This window comes from Thalassospira mesophila (genome assembly GCF_002115755.1).
GTDB lineage: Bacteria > Pseudomonadota > Alphaproteobacteria > Rhodospirillales > Thalassospiraceae > Thalassospira > Thalassospira mesophila.
Genome location: NZ_JFKA01000017.1, coordinates 35,178 through 53,692, shown reverse-complemented (window position 1 = coordinate 53,692; position 18,515 = coordinate 35,178). Strand labels below are relative to the sequence as shown.

General features: G+C 55.1%; 12 protein-coding genes. 7 read left to right on the top strand and 5 right to left on the bottom strand.

What is annotated here, in order from left to right; translation table 11 throughout:
• Positions 1–288: 288 nt before the first annotated feature.
• From TMES_RS20925 to nirB, 3 genes are read right to left on the bottom strand one after another with little or no spacing between them, the layout of a single operon-like run.
• The gene (locus TMES_RS20925; RefSeq protein WP_085586243.1) at positions 289–3,033 is read right to left on the bottom strand and encodes a nitrate reductase; all 2,745 of its coding nucleotides are present in this window, start codon (positions 3,031–3,033) and stop codon (positions 289–291) included.
• Positions 3,023–3,373 carry a nitrite reductase small subunit NirD gene (gene nirD, locus TMES_RS20920; RefSeq protein ID WP_085586241.1) on the bottom strand — a complete coding sequence of 117 codons (351 nt, stop codon included), beginning with the start codon at positions 3,371–3,373 and terminating at the stop codon, positions 3,023–3,025. The genes TMES_RS20925 and nirD overlap by 11 nt, the downstream gene beginning before the upstream one ends.
• A gap of 4 nt (positions 3,374–3,377) precedes the next feature.
• A complete protein-coding gene (nirB, locus tag TMES_RS20915) occupies positions 3,378–5,843 on the bottom strand; it encodes a nitrite reductase large subunit NirB (protein ID WP_085586239.1) in 2,466 nt (821 codons plus the stop codon).
• 739 nt (positions 5,844–6,582) lie between these two features.
• Between nirB and TMES_RS20910 the strand changes: the two genes are divergently transcribed.
• The 5 genes from TMES_RS20910 to TMES_RS20890 all read left to right on the top strand — a co-directional run bounded on the left by TMES_RS20910 (position 6,583) and on the right by TMES_RS20890 (position 11,906).
• Positions 6,583–7,893 (top strand): MFS transporter, encoded by a 1,311-nt coding sequence (locus TMES_RS20910; protein ID WP_245835539.1) that lies wholly within the window; start codon positions 6,583–6,585, stop codon positions 7,891–7,893.
• A gap of 145 nt (positions 7,894–8,038) precedes the next feature.
• The gene (locus tag TMES_RS20905; RefSeq protein WP_085586236.1) at positions 8,039–8,626 is read left to right on the top strand and encodes an ANTAR domain-containing response regulator; all 588 of its coding nucleotides are present in this window, start codon (positions 8,039–8,041) and stop codon (positions 8,624–8,626) included.
• Positions 8,627–8,628: 2 nt separating this feature from the next.
• Positions 8,629–9,813, top strand: coding sequence for a CmpA/NrtA family ABC transporter substrate-binding protein (locus TMES_RS20900; RefSeq protein ID WP_085586234.1), 1,185 nt, complete (start codon positions 8,629–8,631; stop codon positions 9,811–9,813).
• A 200-nt stretch (positions 9,814–10,013) separates the two neighbouring features.
• Positions 10,014–11,201 carry an AI-2E family transporter gene (locus TMES_RS20895; protein WP_085586232.1) on the top strand — a complete coding sequence of 396 codons (1,188 nt, stop codon included), beginning with the start codon at positions 10,014–10,016 and terminating at the stop codon, positions 11,199–11,201.
• A gap of 186 nt (positions 11,202–11,387) precedes the next feature.
• Positions 11,388–11,906: a DUF2478 domain-containing protein gene (locus TMES_RS20890; RefSeq protein ID WP_085586229.1), complete on the top strand. Its 519-nt coding sequence runs from the start codon at positions 11,388–11,390 to the stop codon at positions 11,904–11,906.
• Between the two features lie 160 nt (positions 11,907–12,066).
• On the opposite strand, the gene mobA is transcribed toward TMES_RS20890, so the two are convergent.
• Both mobA and TMES_RS20880 read right to left on the bottom strand, forming a co-directional pair.
• On the bottom strand, positions 12,067–12,843 hold the full coding sequence (gene mobA / locus TMES_RS20885) for a molybdenum cofactor guanylyltransferase (RefSeq protein WP_085586227.1): 777 nt from the start codon (positions 12,841–12,843) through the stop codon (positions 12,067–12,069).
• 143 nt (positions 12,844–12,986) lie between these two features.
• Positions 12,987–13,931, bottom strand: coding sequence for an NAD-dependent epimerase/dehydratase family protein (locus TMES_RS20880; RefSeq protein WP_085586253.1), 945 nt, complete (start codon positions 13,929–13,931; stop codon positions 12,987–12,989).
• A gap of 197 nt (positions 13,932–14,128) precedes the next feature.
• Between TMES_RS20880 and TMES_RS20875 the strand changes: the two genes are divergently transcribed.
• Positions 14,129–17,581: a response regulator gene (locus TMES_RS20875; RefSeq protein ID WP_085586225.1), complete on the top strand. Its 3,453-nt coding sequence runs from the start codon at positions 14,129–14,131 to the stop codon at positions 17,579–17,581.
• Between the two features lie 3 nt (positions 17,582–17,584).
• Positions 17,585–18,490, top strand: a complete 906-nt coding sequence (locus tag TMES_RS20870; RefSeq protein WP_085586223.1) for a diguanylate cyclase — start codon at positions 17,585–17,587, stop codon at positions 18,488–18,490.
• Positions 18,491–18,515: the final 25 nt, after the last annotated feature.

Below are 18,515 nucleotides of genomic sequence, written 5' to 3'. Positions count from 1 at the left end.
GGGCCGCTCGCACCGCTTACAATAGGCCAATGCCTGGTTGCCACAGTTCTTTGCGAAGGCCAAAGGCCGTAGCTGGCGGAGCCCAATCTGGCCCCCGCAACCAAAAACCTCAAACCCTGCCTTTTGGCAGGGTTTTGTCGTTGTGGGCCTGTGCTCATAACCTGAAGGTCGAGCGCGGCGAAGCCGCGCGTGGATTGCGGATATTGCATCTGGTGCGTATCAAAAAAGCAAGTCACCATACCACATCGCCTGATGTGTTTGATTCCACAACTTCACCTTCTCGCTTCTCTATTCCGCAGCCTTCACAGCCGTTGTATCAATGATATCCTGAAGTTCGGGCAGGCAGGAGCCGCAGCCGGTGCCTGCTTCGAGCAGGCGGCCGATATCATCGGTGGTGACGGCATTTTGGGTGCAGATGGCGTTGGTGATTTTCGCCAGGCCGACGGAAAAGCACGAACAGATCAGTTTATCATTTGCTGCACTGGCATCGGGGAGGTGACCTGCGAGAAGAGCCATGCGGTCGGGCGTGGGCAGGGTGTTTTGCCCGAACAGGGAGGATATCCAGTCGCGGCCCAGGGTTTGGCGGGTCGGGCCAACAAACAGCGCGCCGCCGAGTTTGCCATGGCGAATGCTGGCGTAGCGATGGGTGGCGCGGCGGATGTCGTTATATTCAAGCAGGTCGATGTCGTTGATGGCGTTTGTGCCGTTTGTGCCGTTGATACCGTTTGTATCGTCGATGCCGGGCTGGTTTTGACGGGCGAAATCGGGCAGCAAGGTGGAAAACGCGATGGGGGTTTCGCCGGCAAGTTCAATGATGTTGCAGCCCTGCCCGGTGGTGCGGACCCAATAGGGCACATCTTGCAGATCAACCACATCATTGGTGAGCAAAACCGCCTGCCAGCAGGCGTTAAACCGGCTAACACTGACCGCGATATGTTTGCTTTCGGGTTGGCCCGATAACGGGTCAACATGGGGGGCAACCAGTTGGCCAATGCTGCTGGCCGATGAAAAGCTGTCGTTCCAGTGCATGGGGACAAAAATCTGACCCACGGCCTGCGACGGGCTGAGGGAAACACGCATTAATGCCGTTCCCTGATGGCTGGTAATGCGGGCAATGTCGCCGTCGCCAAGGTCACAGTTCCGGGCATCATCGGGATGCATTTCAAGCAGGGGTTCGGGCCGGTGTGCGCACAGCCGGGCGACGGTGCCTGTGCGCGTCATGGTGTGCCACTGGTCGCGATAGCGGCCACTATTGGCGATTAACGGGTAGTCGGGGCTGGTGTTGCTGCGCGGGGCGATGTAGCGCAGGGAAACCATGCGGGCCCGGCGGTTTGATGTGGCAAACAGGCCATCGCCAAACAGCCGCTTCGCCCCGGTTTTGGGTTGATAGTGGCGCGAGGCGGGCCATTGAAACGGGGCCATGGCATCATAGCGTGGTTTAAGTGATTTTCCGGTTTGTGCCCATTCGCCAATATCAAAGGCACGCAGGCCATCATTTTCAAATTCGGACAAGGCGGCATGTTCGGCAAAAATTTCGGCAACATCCTGCCACTCAAAGCCGTGATCAAAGCCCATTTTTTTAGCAATTTCTGCCATGATCCACCAGTCGGGCCGGGCCAGGGCGGGGCCTTGGCGAAAGGGGCGCTGACGGGAAATACGGCGTTCGGAATTGGTAACGGTGCCTGATTTTTCGCCCCATGCGCTGGCCGGAAGTTTGATATGGGCGTATTTCAGGGTGTCGTTGTTATTAACGACGTCTGAGACAATCACCAGTGGGCAATTGGCCAGTGCGGCCCGCACCTTGCTGGTGTCGGGCAGGCTGACCACCGGGTTGGTCGCCATCACCCAGATTGCTTTTATCTCGCCCGTGGCAACAGCATCGAACAGGTCGACAGCCTTGTAGCCTTCGCCCTGTTGCAGGTTGGGTGCGTTCCAGAACCGGGCCAGCCGGTCGACATCAAACGGGTTGTTGGGGTCCATATGGGCGGCAAGCTGGTTGGCAAGTCCGCCGACCTCGCGTCCGCCCATGGCATTGGGCTGCCCCGTGACCGAAAACGGCGATGATCCGGGCAGGCCGACCCGCCCGGTGGCAAGGTGGACATTAATAATGGCATTGACCTTGTCGGACCCGCTGCTGGACTGATTAACGCCTTGCGAAAACACCGTCACCGTGCGGGCGTGATCGGCAAACAAATTAAAGAATTGTTCGACATCGCCCCGCGACAGCCCGCATTTTTGCGCCGTTGTCGCAATATCGGGGCAATCAGCGTGGGCCGATGCCAAGGCATCTTCGGTGCCGCTGACATGGCGTGTGAGAAAGGTGTGATCGAGTTTTGCCTGATCGGCCAGCCATGCCAAAAGCCCGTTAAACAGGGCAACGTCGCTGCCAGGGGCAAGGGGAAGATGCAAATCGGCAATGTCGCAGCTTGCTGTTTTGCGCGGGTCGATGACAATAATTTTGGTGCCGTTTTTCTGGCGGGCCGCGCGCAGGCGCTGAAATAGTACCGGATGACACCAGGCCAGGTTGGAGCCGGTTAAAATAACCAGATCGGCAATTTCGAGGTCTTCGTAGCAGCCCGGAACAATATCGCTGCCAAAGGCGCGCTTGTGGCCGACCACGGTTGATGCCATGCACAGCCGTGAATTGGTGTCGATATGGGGCGAGCCGATAAACCCTTTAAGCAGTTTGTTGGCGACATAATAGTCTTCGGTCAGAAGCTGGCCCGAGACATAAAACGCCACCGAGCGCGGCCCGTGCCGGGCAATGGTATCGGCCAGGCGGTGTGCTGTTTGGGCAATGGCGGTTGGCCAGTCTGCCGGGGTGCCGTCAATCAAAGGGGTTTCAAGCCGAAAATCATCGCGGCTTTCCGCGGTAATGCTGTCAATCAGGGCCGCGCCCTTGGAACATAACCGTCCCCGGTTGGCCGGGTGGTCGGGGTCGCCCCCAACCACCTGGCCGTCCCGGGAGGGAGAGACGATTATACCGCAGCCAACGCCGCAATACGGGCAGGTTGTTTTAATGTCATTGTGCATCGGGCTTTGCCATTTGCGAAGGGGTGAGCCCAACCCGAACCATGCCGTTTTCAAGGCGGGTTTCCATTTTTGCGGCACAACCGTCATCGGCCCCTTGTGCCAGCCCGGTTTCGAGCGAAAACACCATATTATGCAGCGGGCAGGTGACAAAATGGCCATGCACGATGCCCTGCGACAACGGCCCCTGTTTGTGCGGGCAGCGGTCAAGCAGGGCAAAAACCTGATTATCAAGGGTGCGAAATACGGCAATGCGGTCGCTGGCAGTTTGCAAGGTGCGGGCCCCTTGTACGGGGATGCCGTCTAGCGGGCCAATGTCGACCCAGTTCAAGATGTCGGCCATGGGGTTACTCCGCTGCTGTCAGATGTTTGAATTCATGGGCATCAACGCCGCCAGTGGCACGTTCGGCCCAAGGGTCGATCTGGGCTGTTTTCTGGCTTTCGATAAAGCGGGCAAACAGGGTGGCCCGGTTTTGGGCATCCTCGACCATGCGGTCCTGAACGTATTTTAACCCGACCCGTTCGATCCAGGGGGCGGTGCGTTCAAGATAGCGGGCTGTTTCGCGGTAAAGCTGGATAAAAGCCCCGCAATATTCGCGAACTTCGGCTTCGGTCGTGACCTTGCATAAAAGTTCGGTCGCGCGAAGATGAATGCCGCCATTGCCCCCCACATGCAAATCCCAGCCGCCATCGGTGGCGATCACGCCGAAATCCTTGATGGTGGCTTCGGCGCAATTGCGCGGGCAGCCCGAAACCGCCATTTTGAATTTGTGCGGCATCCATGACCCCCAGGTCATTTTTTCAAGCGCCACCCCCATGCCAAGCGACATCTGGGTGCCAAAACGGCACCATTCCTGACCGACACAGGTTTTGACGGTGCGCAATGATTTGCCATAGGCATGGCCTGAAACCATACCCGCGGAATTAAGGTCGGCCCAGACGGCGGGCAGGTCCTGTTTTTTAACCCCCAAAAGGTCGATACGCTGGCCGCCGGTAACCTTGACGGTGGGAATGTTAAACTTGTCGGCCACATCGGCAATGGCGCGCAATTCGCGCGGGTTGGTCAAGCCGCCCCACATGCGTGGCACAACCGAATAGGTGCCGTCTTTTTGAATGTTGGCGTGGACACGCTCATTGATAAAGCGCGATGCCCCGTGATCGACATAGTCGCCCGGCCACGCCGCAAGCAGGTAATAATTCAGGGCTGGCCGGCAGATATGACAGCCATCGGGGGTTTTCCATTCGAGTTCCTGCATAACTGCAGGCATGGTTTTAAGGGCGCGTGCCCGGATCAGGCGGCGAACATTATCGTGATCATGATCAGTACAGGGGCAAATCGGTTTGACCGATGCGGCCTGATAACCCCCGCCCAAGGTTGCTGCGAGCAGGCTTTCAACCAGCCCGGCGCAAGACCCGCAAGAGGCCGAGGCCTTGGTATGAGCCTTGACATCATCAAGGCTGGTGAGGTTTTTTTCGGTGATGGCAGAAACAATGCTGCCTTTGCAAATGCCGTTGCAGCCGCAAATTTCTGCGTTATCGGGCAGGGCGGCAACGGCATCAATAGGGTTTGTTGCGGATCCTCCGGCGAAGGCCTGACCAAAGGCAAGGCTGTTGCGAAGGTCGGTAACATCGGTTTCGTCCTTCATGAGCTGGAAATACCACGCCCCGTCCGATGTATCGCCATAAAGGACGGCACCACGAATGCGGCCTTCAAAAAGGATAATGCGTTTGTAAACCCCGCGCCCGGCATCGCGAAAAACGATGTCGTCACAGTCGGGCCCGCTGGAAAAATCACCGGCGGAAAAAACATCCACCCCGGTGACCTTGAGTTTGGTCGAGGTAACAGACCCGCCATAACCGGTGCTGTTAATGCCCGCCAGATCATCGGCACAGCTTTTGGCCATTTCAAAAAGCGGGGCCACCAGCCCGTAACACAGGCCGCGATGCTGGACGCATTCGCCAACCGCATGGATCGACGGGTCGCTGGTCGCCATGACATCATTGACGACAATACCGCGTTCAACCGCAACGCCGCTTTCATTGGCCAAACGGCCATTGGGGCGAATGCCGACCGCCATCACAACCAGACTGGCGGGAATATGGTGTCCGTCTTTTAGCGAAACACCGGTAACGCGGTCGGTGCCGCAGATTTCGGCGGTATCGGCACCGGTCATGACGGTGATGCCGCGACGGCGCAATTCCTCTTGCAATAAATGCCCGGCAGAGCCGTCAAGCTGGCGTTCCATGACATGGGATGCAAGATGGATAACCGTTACCGCCATGCCGCGAGCCTGTAGACCCACCGCCGCTTCAAGTCCCAGAAGCCCCCCGCCAATAACCACAGCTTCGCCGCCATTTTCTGCCGCAGCGAGCATGGTGTCGACATCGTCGACATCACGAAAAGTGACCACGCCGGGCAATTTGTGGCCGGGAACCGGGATAATGATCGGATCAGAGCCGGTTGCGAGCAACAGGTGATCGTAGGGGGTTTTGGTGCCGCTGCGGCTGATGACAAATTTTTCGGCACGGTCGATATGGATCACCGGGTCGCCCGACAGCAGCAGGATATTGTTATGCTGGTACCAGTCCAGCGGATTGATAACGATATCATCGAAGGTTTTTTCACCCGACAGCAACGGCGACAGCATGATGCGGTTATAGTTGACCCGCGGTTCTGCGCCAAAAACGGTGATGTTGTATTTGTCGGGTGCGCGTGAAAGCAATTCTTCGACGGTGCGGATACCCGCCATGCCATTGCCGATAACGACAAGGCGCGGGCGGGAAGCGGTTTCATGTGCAGGGACGAAATTCATGTGTCTCTGGCTCCAACTCGCGGGTTGCGAATGTGCATAAAAAAACGCCCGAGCCGATCTGCCACTTAAATGGCCAATCATGCTTCGGACGTCGTTATCCGGTGAACCCGTCGTTGGATTCATTATATATGCCATCTTTTTTTTCGACGGCAGAACAGGCGTCGCTGCCTGCAAGTCCTCTTAACCATACAAAATACATGCCAGTTTGAAGGGAAGTGTAAAAACCGGTTTAATTTATTGAAAACAAGGGATGTTTCCAGATACGCAATTTTGGGAATTTAAAGCGAAGCCTAAAAATGATTAAAATATAAACACTATTATTTGTGTGTGTATATTTATTGTGCATTAAAGTCATGTGAAGAAGGGCGGTTTTTGCGGATGACGCAGGTGCAATAATAAAATTCTATTGTTATTCAATGATATGGAGATGATTTTTGGCGGCGCAGTAAACTTGGCGCGCCATTTGCAAAATGGCCTTATGACTGCCGCGATGCCGCGGTTTTCCTCCAACGATGGAGGAATATTGTTCTTCGTCCAATGGCGGACGATCCACATCAGATGCCCGTGGCTTTGCCCGGGTCCTGATGGTAACCGGCCGCCAGTGGAATCCCTATGATGAAGCAAGTGGCCAGGAAACAACCGTCGGTCGCGATATGCGGCCAAAGCGAAGGGCTTCATCGCCATGGAACTCAAGAACAAGTCCCCACGTATCAATCTGTTTAGCCTGAAAACAGTTCAGATGAAGACATTTCACCTGACCTGGATGGCATTTTTTCTGTGCTTTTTTGGCTGGTTCGGCATTGCGCCGCTGATGCCGCTGGTGCGCGACGATCTTGGCCTGACCAAGGGGCAAATTGGCAATACCATTATTGCGTCGGTTGCCATCACGGTTTTGGTCCGTCTGATTATTGGTCCGCTCTGCGACAAGCTGGGACCGCGTAAAACCTATACCGGGTTGCTGGTGTTAGGCTCGTTGCCGGTGATGCTGATCGGCTTGGCCGACAGTTATCAGACGTTTTTGCTGGCGCGGCTGGCGATCGGGGCGATTGGCGCGTCTTTTGTTATTACGCAATATCACACTTCGACGATGTTTGCTTCTAACGTGGTGGGAACCGCCAATGCCACCACCGCAGGCTGGGGCAACCTTGGCGGCGGTGTAACGCAAATGGTCATGCCGCTGGTGCTGGCGGTTATTCTGGGGTTCGGGGTGACCGAGGCCATGGGCTGGCGTCTGGCGATGGTTGTGCCGGGCGTGATGATGCTGGTTCTGGCCGCGGCATACTGGTTTTTCACCACCGACTGCCCGGATGGCAATTATGCGGAGATGCGGGCCAGCGGGGAATTGAATGCCGAAAATGATCATGGCGGTGCGCGCAAGGGCATTATGGCCGCAATCGCCGATGTTCGGGTCTGGGCGCTGTTTTTGGTGTATGGCGCGTGCTTCGGGGTTGAATTAACGATTAACAATATTGCTGCCCTTTATTTTTACGACCGGTTTGAACTGGGGCTGGAAACCGCCGGATTGATTGCCGGTTTGTTCGGATTAATGAACATTTTTGCCCGCACGCTGGGCGGAATGTTTTCCGACCGGTTTGCTGCAAAATCAGGTTTGTCGGGGCGGGTAAGGTTTTTGTTTGTCGCCCTGTTCATTGAAGGTATTGCCCTGATCGGCTTTTCGATGATGGACGCCCTGGTGGTTGCCGTTGTTGTAATGGTTGTGTTTTCGTTGTTTGTGCAAATGTCGGAAGGGGCCACCTTTGGCATTGTCCCTTTCATCAATCGCAAGGCATTGGGCACGGTTGCCGGTATCGTCGGGGCCGGGGGCAATGCCGGGGCGGTTGCTGCCGGATTTTTGTTTAAAAGCGAATCGCTTACTTATCAGCAAGGCCTGATGTATCTGGGGTTTGCGGTGCTGGTTTGTTCGTTTGCGGCACTGGCGGTGCGGTTTTCACCCGAAACTGTTGCCGATGAAAAAGCCCGTTTCGAGCAAGCGCAGCGCGAAAAGATGGAAGGTCAGAACGGGGCAGCGATACCGGTTGCTGCCGAATAAGACCAAAAATATGATGGATCGGGGGAGATGCACGTTGTGTGTTTTCCCCGCCCGCCCAATGAGGATCTCGTTGATCGGTTTTGATCAACGAGATTTGATGTTACCGGGGCTTAAAGGGATGTTGCGGGGATAGTGGCAGATAAAAATGAAGACTGAAGCATTCAGCATTCTGGTGATTGACGAAGACCCGGACCGTGCGGCAATTGTCGAGCGCGGTTTGGTCGAGGCGGGCTATACGCGTGTAAGCCGGATCGGCACGTCGTTTAATCTGGTTGAACGTGTTCAGGCGCTGGCCCCTGATGTGATTATCATTGATCTGGAAAACCCGGACCGCGATACACTGGAACAAATGTTGCAGGTCTCGCGTGCTATTTCGCGCCCGATTGCGATGTTTGTCGACCAAAGCGACAATTCCATGATCAAGGCCGCGATTGAAGCGGGGGTGAGCGCCTATGTGGTGGACGGTTTGCGCCAGGACCGCATTCGCCCGATTGTGGAAATGGCGATTTCGCGCTTTGCCGCCTTTGATACGTTGCGCCGCGAACGCGATGACGCCAAGGCCCGTTTGAATGAACGCAAACTGATTGATCGTGCCAAGGGGATATTGATGCGTGAAAAGGGATTAAGCGAGGAGCAGGCTTATGCCCTGTTGCGCAAAAATGCCATGCAGCATAATCGCAAAATTTATGAAATCGCCCAAAGTGTTATTACTGCTTTTCAGTTGGAGTTTTAGGCATGGCGCACAAGCTTGTCCGTCTTGGTTTTATTCCGCTGATCGATTGCGCCTTACCCGTGGTTGCGCGCGCGCAGGGCTTTGCCGAGGCCGAAAACATTGATTTGCACCTGATCCGTGAAATGTCGTGGGCGGCAATTCGCGACAAGCTTTCTTACGGGGTTTATGACGCGGCCCATTTGCTGGCCGGTATTCCGCTAGCCGCGCGCATGGGGCTGGGCGGGATGCCGGGGCAAAATCTGTTGGTGCCCATGGCCCTGGGGCGAGGTGGCAATGCCATTACCGTGTCGCGCCGTTTGTATCAGCGGATGCTGGCGGTAGACCCGGTTGCCATGAAAGGCCCGCGCGGCCACACTGCACGCGCGTTAAAAAAAGTAATCGAGGATGACCGCGCCGCCGGGCGCCCGCCGATGTCGTTTGCAACGGTGTTTCCCTATTCCAGCCATAACTATGAATTGCGATACTGGCTGGCAGCAGGCGGGATAGACCCCGACCGTGATATCAATATGGGCGTAATCGCCCCGCCGCGTATGTTTGACAGCCTGCGCAATGGCTGGGTCGATGGATATTGTGTCGGGGAACCCTGGAACCAGCGCGCGGTTTTTCAGGGCGATGGCGTTATTGTTGCCCTTAAAGATGATATCTGGCCGCGCAGCCCGGAAAAGGTGCTGGGCGTGCATGAAACCTGGGCAAAGGAAAATCACGAAACCCTGTTGGCATTGATCGCGGCCCTTGTAAAGGCGGCGGAATGGGTGGACCAGCCTGAAAACCGCAACGAGCTGGCGCAAATTCTGGCCGATGAAAGCCATGTGGGCGCGCCTTACGATATTATCCGTGCGTCGCTGGAAGGGCGCCCGGTGTTTAATCAGGGCGATGATCCGGTTGATGCCCCGGACCGCCACGTTTTTTATCGCTATACAGCGACATTTCCGTGGTTGTCCCAGGGCATGTGGCTGGTGAAGCAAATGCAACGCTGGGGCCAGGTGCCAGCCACGGTCGATGCTGCGGCAATCGTTCGTCAGGTTTACCGCCCCGATTTATACCGCGAGGCGGTCAAGGGGCAGGATGTGGCTTTGCCTGCCAAAGACTGGCGCATTGAAGGGGCCGATAACGCGCCGGACCGCGCGTTGGTCGGGCCAGACCGGTTTTTGGATGGCAGTGTTTTTGATCCGCAATTATCGGATTAGGGCCGGTATGTTGATCTGACCGGACCGGACGGCTGTTTGTGCCCGATTTAGGTGTTCGTGGCCTTTGGTGTGATGCGGCGTCAAGCGTATCTGGCGAAATTCAGCCCAATTGCATAAAGCACGGTTGGTGCGCGGAACAAGTATGGTCCGGGCTTCGTTCTGATTTTGGGCAAAATCAGAACAAAAGTCAGGCGGCGACAATGAACAAGAAAATAATTTCGCAATTGCGTGACTCTAAACCGTCGGCACCCGATACAGGTGCGGAAGATTCAGCAACGTCGGCGGCAGGCCCGCCCACCCATCCCACCAGCACCCTGACCGCGCATCGCATGTTAACGATTTCGATTATCGGCATGTTTGTAATGTCGGTTTGCGGGGTGCTGTATTTTGCCCAAAGTCTGCTGTTGCCCGTGGTGCTGGCATTCTTGTTTGCCCTGATTTTATCGCCCGTCGTGCGCTGGCTTTACCGGCGCGGCATCCCCGAGCCGATCACCGCCTTTGTGCTGGTGTTTTCGATGACATCAAGTGTTTTGGCCGGGGGATATTGGCTGAGCGATCCGATATCGCACTGGATTGACGATGCCCCGCGTATTGAACGCCAGGTGCGGTTCAAGCTGGCGCAGATGGCCGGAACCATTGAGAATATTCAGGAAGCGCAGCGCAGGGTCGAAAAAGCCACCCAGCGCGATACCAAGTCGGGCGTGCAGGAAGTTGTGGTCAAGGAACCTAACCTGTTAAGTCAGGCGGCACAGGGGGCGCCGGAGATTTTTGGCGGCATTGCCCTGTCGGTTGTGCTGTTGTTGCTGATGTTGTCATCGGGCGACATGTTTTATGAAAAACTGATCAAGGCGCTGCCGACTTTCAAGGATAAACGCCGGGGTTTGCGGATTGCCAAGGATATCGAGCGGGAAATATCGCGCTATTTGCTGACGGTTTTTATCATCAATGTTTGCCTGGGCATTTGTGTTGCCATCGGGCTGTCCTTCACCCCCATGCCTAACCCTGTTTTATGGGGGCTGGCGGCGGCGTTGCTTAATTTTGTGCCCTATCTGGGGGCGTTGATCGGGATTGCGGTTGTGGCGATTGTCGCCCTTGTCTCGTTGCCCACCCTGGGGGCGGCCATGGTGCCGCCAGCGATTTATATGGTGTGTACCGCGGTGGAAGGGCAATTGATAACCCCGTCACTTGTCGGTCGCCGGTTGCAGATTAATTCGGTGGCGGTGTTTCTGGCCATTGCGTTCTGGGGCTGGTTATGGGGCGGGGTCGGCATTTTCATTGCCGTGCCGATGCTGATTATCGTCAAGGTTTTCTCGCATCATGTTGAAGGGTTGGGCTGGCTTAGCGAATTTTTGGGCGCGCGCGACAAACATATGCCCGCTGAGGATTAAACCACACACACATTGTGCCCGCCCCGCAGGTTTGATGGCACAACAGGGGCTGCGTTAATATTGCCGGTTTGCAGGGCTGGACACCGGGCAAGGCGGTGTGCAAATCTGTTTGTCAGACAGATTTGCAACATAACGCCACGGGCCGTTCAAGCGGCCAAGGATGGTATCTATAGTATCGGTGCGAAAATGAAATTTGCCTTTGTTATGGTGCAGGAACGCGGCCTGCTTGACCGGTTACTGGCCGATATTGCCACCCGTTTGATCGCTGAGGGCGCAAAACTGGCCGGTGTGGTGCAAATCAATGCCGAGCGCGAAGGGGCGCGCCATTGCGATATGCTGGTGCGTGTTTTGCCCGACGGCCCGGTTTTTGATATTTCGCAAAAACTGGGCAACGGATCACGCGGGTGCCGGCTGGATGTGGGGGCCCTTGAACAGGCCGTTGCCAGTGTTGAGGCCACCTTGCAGGAAAATGCCGATATTGATTTGCTGATCGTGAACAAATTTGGCAAACACGAAGCCTTTGGTCGCGGGTTTCGCGACGTGATCGGCTCGGTTTTGCTGCGCGATATTCCGGTTTTATTAGGGGTTAATCCGCTTAATCGCCCGGCATTCGAGGCGTTCGCCGGGGACGAAGCCGTTGAATTGCCCGCCGACGATGCCGTGATTTACCAATGGTGCCGGGAAAACAGCCTGCTGCCTGCCTGATTGTTGCCCTGCAGGCACTGCGTGCAAAGGCGCTGATGACGCTTTAATTCCTCAAGCCTCTAACTCGCTAAATCATTGTTCTCAAAATAAAATGTCGGCCTGCGAATGCGTTTGTAAGCGCGCATTTGCGGCGGGCATTGTCGCGTCAGCGGATATCGGCTCAGCGGTGTTCCGGCTCAGGGGTGCTCGGGTGCTTTATTCGGTGTGGGCGTGCGGCAAGCCTGTCTTCAACGCGGGCGATATCGTCTGGTGTGTTGATATTGGCAAATAACAGGGCATCTTGCGCCGATGCGCCTGTGGCGGGGAAATCAACCCTTGTGGCGTGGGCCTGTTGCAGGGCAAAGCGCACCCGGCTTTGCCCCTGATCGAGCAAGGATGCGATCATCGGGGCCATATTGCGGTGCCAAAGGGACGCCAGAAAATGATCCCGCCCGTTATGGCTGGCATAGGCTGCATATGAAACGGCGGCCTGTGTGCTCTGTGCGCCTTGTGCTGCCGGTGCGGCCTGCGCGGGGGTTTGGCGGGGGGCGAGGGGGTCGGCAAGGGCCTGATAAAGTGTACCAACCAGATTGGGTGGTAAAAAAGGGCAATCAACGGCAAAAACAGCCAGCCAGTCGCAATCATCGCCAAGCTTTTGCAAGCCCGATAAAATTCCGGCCATCGGTCCCATATCGGGGGCGGGGATGTCAGCAATGACCGGGTAGCCATAGGCGCTAAATTGAGCCGGATCATCATTGCTGGCGATCATGATCGATTGGCATTGCTGGCGGGCATTTGTAATTGCGTGGTCCAAAAGCGGTTTGCCGGCCAATGTTCGGAACGGTTTGGCCCCGCCCATGCGGACCCCGGCCCCCCCGGCCAGAATTAACCCTGCAACACAAGGTAGTATCACCTGATCGGAACAGGAATGTGTGGGAGACGGCGAGTTATCGGGCATGGCATTTCTGAGTTGTCGGTTTTTGTAAACACGATGTCAGCCAGCATGTGGCATGCTGGCAAGCGATATGCGGATGAATTTGTGGCAGCAGGGACAAGCCAAAGGCCTGATTGCCCCTGCTTTTGTCTGGATTACTTTGCGGTTCAGGCGGTGCGGCGGCTTTGCTCCCAATCAAGAAGCGCGCGCAAACCGTCTTGCAAGGTAATGTCGGCAACATGGCCGATATCGGCATTCAGGCGGCCTGGGTCGCCCTTGGAGCGCATGATGTCGCCTTGGCGGGCATCGCGAAAAACCGGTTCGCCGGTTTTTCCGGCAAGCCGCGCAATTTCACGCGCGAGATCAAGGATCGAGACTTCCTGCCCCCGGCAGACATTGGCGCGAATAAAGCAGCCGTCTTTGGTATTGTGCAAACATGTCATCGCCTGATGCAGCGCGGCGGCAACATCGGCGACAAAGACAAAATCGCGGGTTTGTTCGCCGGTGCCAAAAATTTGCAACTGGCGGTCTGCCAGAACATGGTCGACAAAAATTGAAATGACGCCGCTATAGGGCGAAGACGGGTCCTGTCGCGGGCCGTAGACGTTAAAAAAGCGTAATCCGGCAAAGCGCATGTCATAGGCCTGTGCCGCCAGCCCGGCATGAATTTCATTTGCCAGTTTATCTGCGCCATAAAACGAAATTGGCTGCGGAATTTCGGTTTCGGAAACCGGGATGGTGGTGTTGTTGCCATAAATCGCCGCCGATGAGGCAAAAACAACCGGTATTTTGCCGGCATTGCGGGCGGCTTCAAAAACATTGACCGCACCGAGCGAATTCACAGCATGGGTTTCGCCCCAGCAATCGATGCTTTTTTGCACCGATGCCACGGCGGCCAGATGGAAAACCCCGTCGCATCCTGCCACGGCATCTTTCACGGCCTGAGCATCGCAGATATTGCCCACGATCAGCTCGGCTTCGGCAGCGAGATTATGGCGGTGGCCGGTCGAAAGGTCATCAAGGACGCGCACCTTGTCGCCGTTTGCCAGCAACCTGTCGGCGAGATGTGAGCCAATAAAACCAGCACCGCCGGTGATAAGATATGTCGCCATTTTGGGTACCTGCCATGACATTAAAATATATCTGGAATCGTTATGAATCGCATAATTTGCGTCGTGTTTTGATTTGCCGGTTGATCTGCCAGGCAAAGCGTCCGAACATGATACAATATGATCTTGCGTTTCGCTGGTATAGTCCGTGTTACAGCGTGGGAAGCGTGCTTTTAAATTTCAATAGATAGGGCCTGTTTGTGGCTGAAAAAAATCCGATACCAGAATCAGTTGACGGTAGCACCGCCAAAGCGACCTTGGCAATGAACAAGCGTCTGGCAATAGGGGCGTTGCTTGTTCTGGTTGCGACTATCCTGATCGGATTTAATGTCTATGTGCGCGTTGTTCTTGATGCGCGGGCAACGCAAGGGGCGTTCTCCGACCTTAACGCGATGCTTAAAAGCTATTCTGACCAGTTCGAGCAGCGCACCCGCCTGTCGGCCACAGTTCTGATGGGGCTGGCGGACAAGCTGGGCAGCGGGCAGTTTACGCAGCGCGAAGGCTATATTTTGTTGCGTCAGGCGACCGAAAGCCTGGAGCTGGTTCAGGCGTTGGGGGTTGTGGACAAAGACGGCGATATGATTTTGTCGTCACGCAGTCAGACGCCGCCACAGGTGAATGTCAAAGATAACTCCAGCGTTGTTTATTTTCTGAACGGAGGTAAGGAGCCGTGGTATTTTGACGGTCCTTATCAAAGCCGTATCGACGGAGAATGGCGGGTTCTGGTTTCGGCACCGATGAAAGGTGCGAACGGGGAACTGGAAGGCGTCATTGCCGGGGCGATTTCCCCGGAAACCATTTTGGCCCCGTTGCAGCGGGTGATGTTGCCAGATGACGCCCTTGTTTTGACCAATAACCGCAATGAACTGGTCGGAACCATTCCGTTCACCGGTAAGAATGTCGGGCAAAACGGCCCCTATAGCAGTCTGGTTGAACAAAGCATTGCCACGCAGGACACTGCCTTTGGGTTACGCAAGGATTCGGCCGGAAATACCCTGCTGGTGTCGGCCCGCCCGGTTTTGGGCGGCAAGGTCAGCGTGGTTTTAACGCGACCAGTGGCACAGGCCCTGCAGGGGTGGCAGTTGTTTGAACTGGCATCGCTGATTGCGTCAATTGTGTTGTTTTTACTGGCGGTTCTGGGCTGCATTGTTTTTGCCTATTACGATATTTTGCAACGCCGGAATTTTGATCAGCTGTCGTCGCTCAACAAGAAAATACGGGAAGAAGCCGCCAAGGTAAGCGACCTGGCCCAGGTGAAAACCAACTTTCTGGCCAATATGAGCCACGAAATCAGAACGCCGATGAACGCCATTATCGGCCTTTTGCATTTGCTGGGCTATACCAACCTGAGCAATGAACAGCGCGAATATGTGCGTAAAATATCGGATTCTGGAAAGTTCCTGCTGGGCATTATCGACGATATCCTGACCTATTCGAAAATCGAGGCGGGCAAGGTTCAGATCGAGCATACGATTTTCTCGATACAGGAAATCATGAATTCACTGTCGACCATTTTGTCGGTTAATTCGGCGGGCAAGGATATTGAAGTGCTGATTTCGGTCGGCGAAAGTGTGCCGCGCCACATCATTGGCGATCCGTTTCGCCTGCAGCAAATTCTGATCAACCTGTCGGGGAATGCGATTAAATTCACCAATCGCGGTGAAGTGCTGATTTCGGTTGATCTGCTGCGCAAGGACCGGGACCAGATTGAGCTGGAATTTGAAGTGCGCGATTCCGGGATTGGCATGGATGAAACGCAGGTGGCCAATCTGTTCCGCCCGTTCCAGCAAGCCGATACATCGACCAGCCGCAAATACGGCGGAACCGGGCTGGGGCTGTCGATTTGTCATCGTCTGGTGGATCTGATGGATGGTGAAATATCTGTGCGCAGCAAGCCGGGCGAAGGCAGCACATTCCGGGTTGTGTTGCCGTTTATCTTGCCGAAAAAGCAGGATATTTCGCTTGATGAAAATCAGGAGAAATTGCGGGTTCTGGTAGTGGATGACAATCCGCTGGCGCGTCAGGTTCTGGCCGCAACCACCGGCAATCTGGGCTGGGAAACCCAGGTGGTCCATTCCGGCGAGGAAGCGATTGCCCTGATGGAAGAAAAACATCAGGAAGGCCGGTATTTTGACCTGGTCCTGATGGACTGGAAAATGCCGGGGCTTGATGGTGTTGTGACCAGCGAGGAAATTCGTGCGCGGTTGCCACAAAGTGCGATGCCGATCATTGTGATGGTGACCGCGGGTGAAAAAGACCAGTTATTGCGCCATTCCTCGATTAACAATGTGGACGGCATTATTTTAAAACCGGTCACGGAATCCTCGTTGTTTAATGCAGTGGTAACGGCCAAAACCCGCCCGCGCCGGGGTGATGGCACCGTTCTGGTGGAAGAGAACACCCGTCCTGTGAGCGGCGAGAATATTCTCGCCGGTTTGAATTTGCTGGTGGTTGACGATAATTACATCAATCAGGAAGTCGCCAAACATATTCTGGAAATTGAAGGGGCGACGGTAACGCTGGCCGATGACGGCAAGATAGCCGTTGATATCATGCGTGAACGCGGCGGCGATTTTGACCTTGTGTTGATGGATTTGCAGATGCCCAACATGGACGGGCTGGAAGCAACCGTTGAAATTCGTGAAAAACTGGGCAATAGCACGGTGCCAATCGTGGCGCTGACGGCAGGTGTTTTTGAATCTGACCGGGAAAAATGTTTTGCCGTCGGGATGAACGGTTTCATCAGCAAACCCTTCAAGGCGGAAAATATGATCCGCCGTATTCGGGATCTGGCGGGCTACCATCGCGAGGGTGCGCGTTTGCCAAACGATCAGGGTGGCCTTGTACCGGGTGCCGATGGCAAGAGCGCGACAACCCCAACCACGAACGCTACGCTCGACGGGGCCGATATTGCCCGGAACGACCAAAACGCAGAACCGGTCAGGACGGTTGCGAAACCTGAAAACAAGGATGATCGTGCGGCTGGTAAGCCTGTATCGACAGCAACGGCTTCTGGCTCTGACGTAGCGCCAGATACCGTTGTGCCGGTGACGGCCGATATGTCTTCTGCGGGGGCGTCGCGTGGCTGCGTAATTGATAGTCCTCATGCTATTGAAATGTTGGGGGGCAATGAAAAGCTGTATCATTCGCTGACCCAGCAATTTGTCGATTTGTATGAAAATATCGCCGAAGAATTTATCAGCAGTCAGAAAAAGCAGGACTTCAATGCCCTGAATTTGCGGGCGCATAGCCTGAAGGGGGCGGGCGGCGCTGTTGGTGCCATACGGTTAGCGAGTATTTGCGGGCAGTTGGAAATGCTGGCGCACCACAAGGATATGGCGGGTATTGATAACCTGTTTCATGATTTTCTGACCGAACTCGATAGTGCCCTGATCGAACTGGGCAAAAAGAATGGTGCCAAAGTGATTGTCGAGCGCGGGCATGGCGATGACAATGTTGACGAGGCCTATCAAAAGCTGAAGCAGGCTGTGCAAAACAATAACCTGAAAGCGTTGGCGTTGCTTGACGGACGGCAGGACGAATTGTTGCAGATTTTCTCGCCCGAAATTTATCAGGAAATCCGGTCCCATATCGAGGAACTTGATTTTGAAAAAGCGGCTGAATTGATTACTAACGCCGCCAAGCAGAGTTAACCAATGAACAATCACCAGAGCGGACGTATTCTGATTGTCGATGATGATCCTATTGTCATTCGCATTCTGGCGTCTGCGCTAAGTTATTATGAAGTGTTAATGTTTGCCAAAAGTGGCGCAGAAGCCCTTAAAATGGTCGATCAACACGAGTTCGACGTGATTTTGCTCGACGCCTCGATGCCCGAACAGGATGGCTACGAGGTTTGCCGGCAAATTCAAGGCAAACAACTGGCATCCGAAGCGCGGGTTATTTTTGTGACCGGCCGCACAAATGTTGATGACGAAACACGCGCACTTGATGCCGGGGCCGTTGATTTTATTAAAAAACCGGTCAGCATCGCCGTGGTTCAGGCGCGGGTGCGCACGCATATGTCGCTTAAACTGGCGGCGGATCAGTTGCGCCGCCAGTCGCGGGTCGACGGGTTAACCGGGGTTTCCAACCGCCTTGAATTTGAAACGGGTTTGCGCCGCGAGTGGCAACATGCGCGCCGTCAGCAAACCCCGGTTTCGCTGGTGTTTTTTGATATCGATTTTTTCAAAAAACTCAACGATTCACAGGGTCACCGCATGGGCGACCAGTATTTGAAAACGGTGGCCCAGTTGCTGGCAACGGCGGCCAAACGTGGCAATGACATGGTGGCGCGCTATGGCGGCGAGGAATTTGTTTTGTTATTGCCCGGTGCGCCCATTGCCTGGGCCTGTTCCGTGGCAGAAAACCTGTTGGCGGAACTGGTCGAGATGAAACTTCCGCACGGTGAAAGCCCATATGGTTTTCTGACCATGAGTGCGGGTGTGGCGACGAAAATTCCCGAAGACGACCATTACGAATTGTTGGTAGAACATGCAGACCAGGCCTTGTACCAGGCGAAAACAGCACGGCGAAACATGGTGGTAAAGTACAAGGACTGAGTTTGAATCATTAAAAATTTATGGC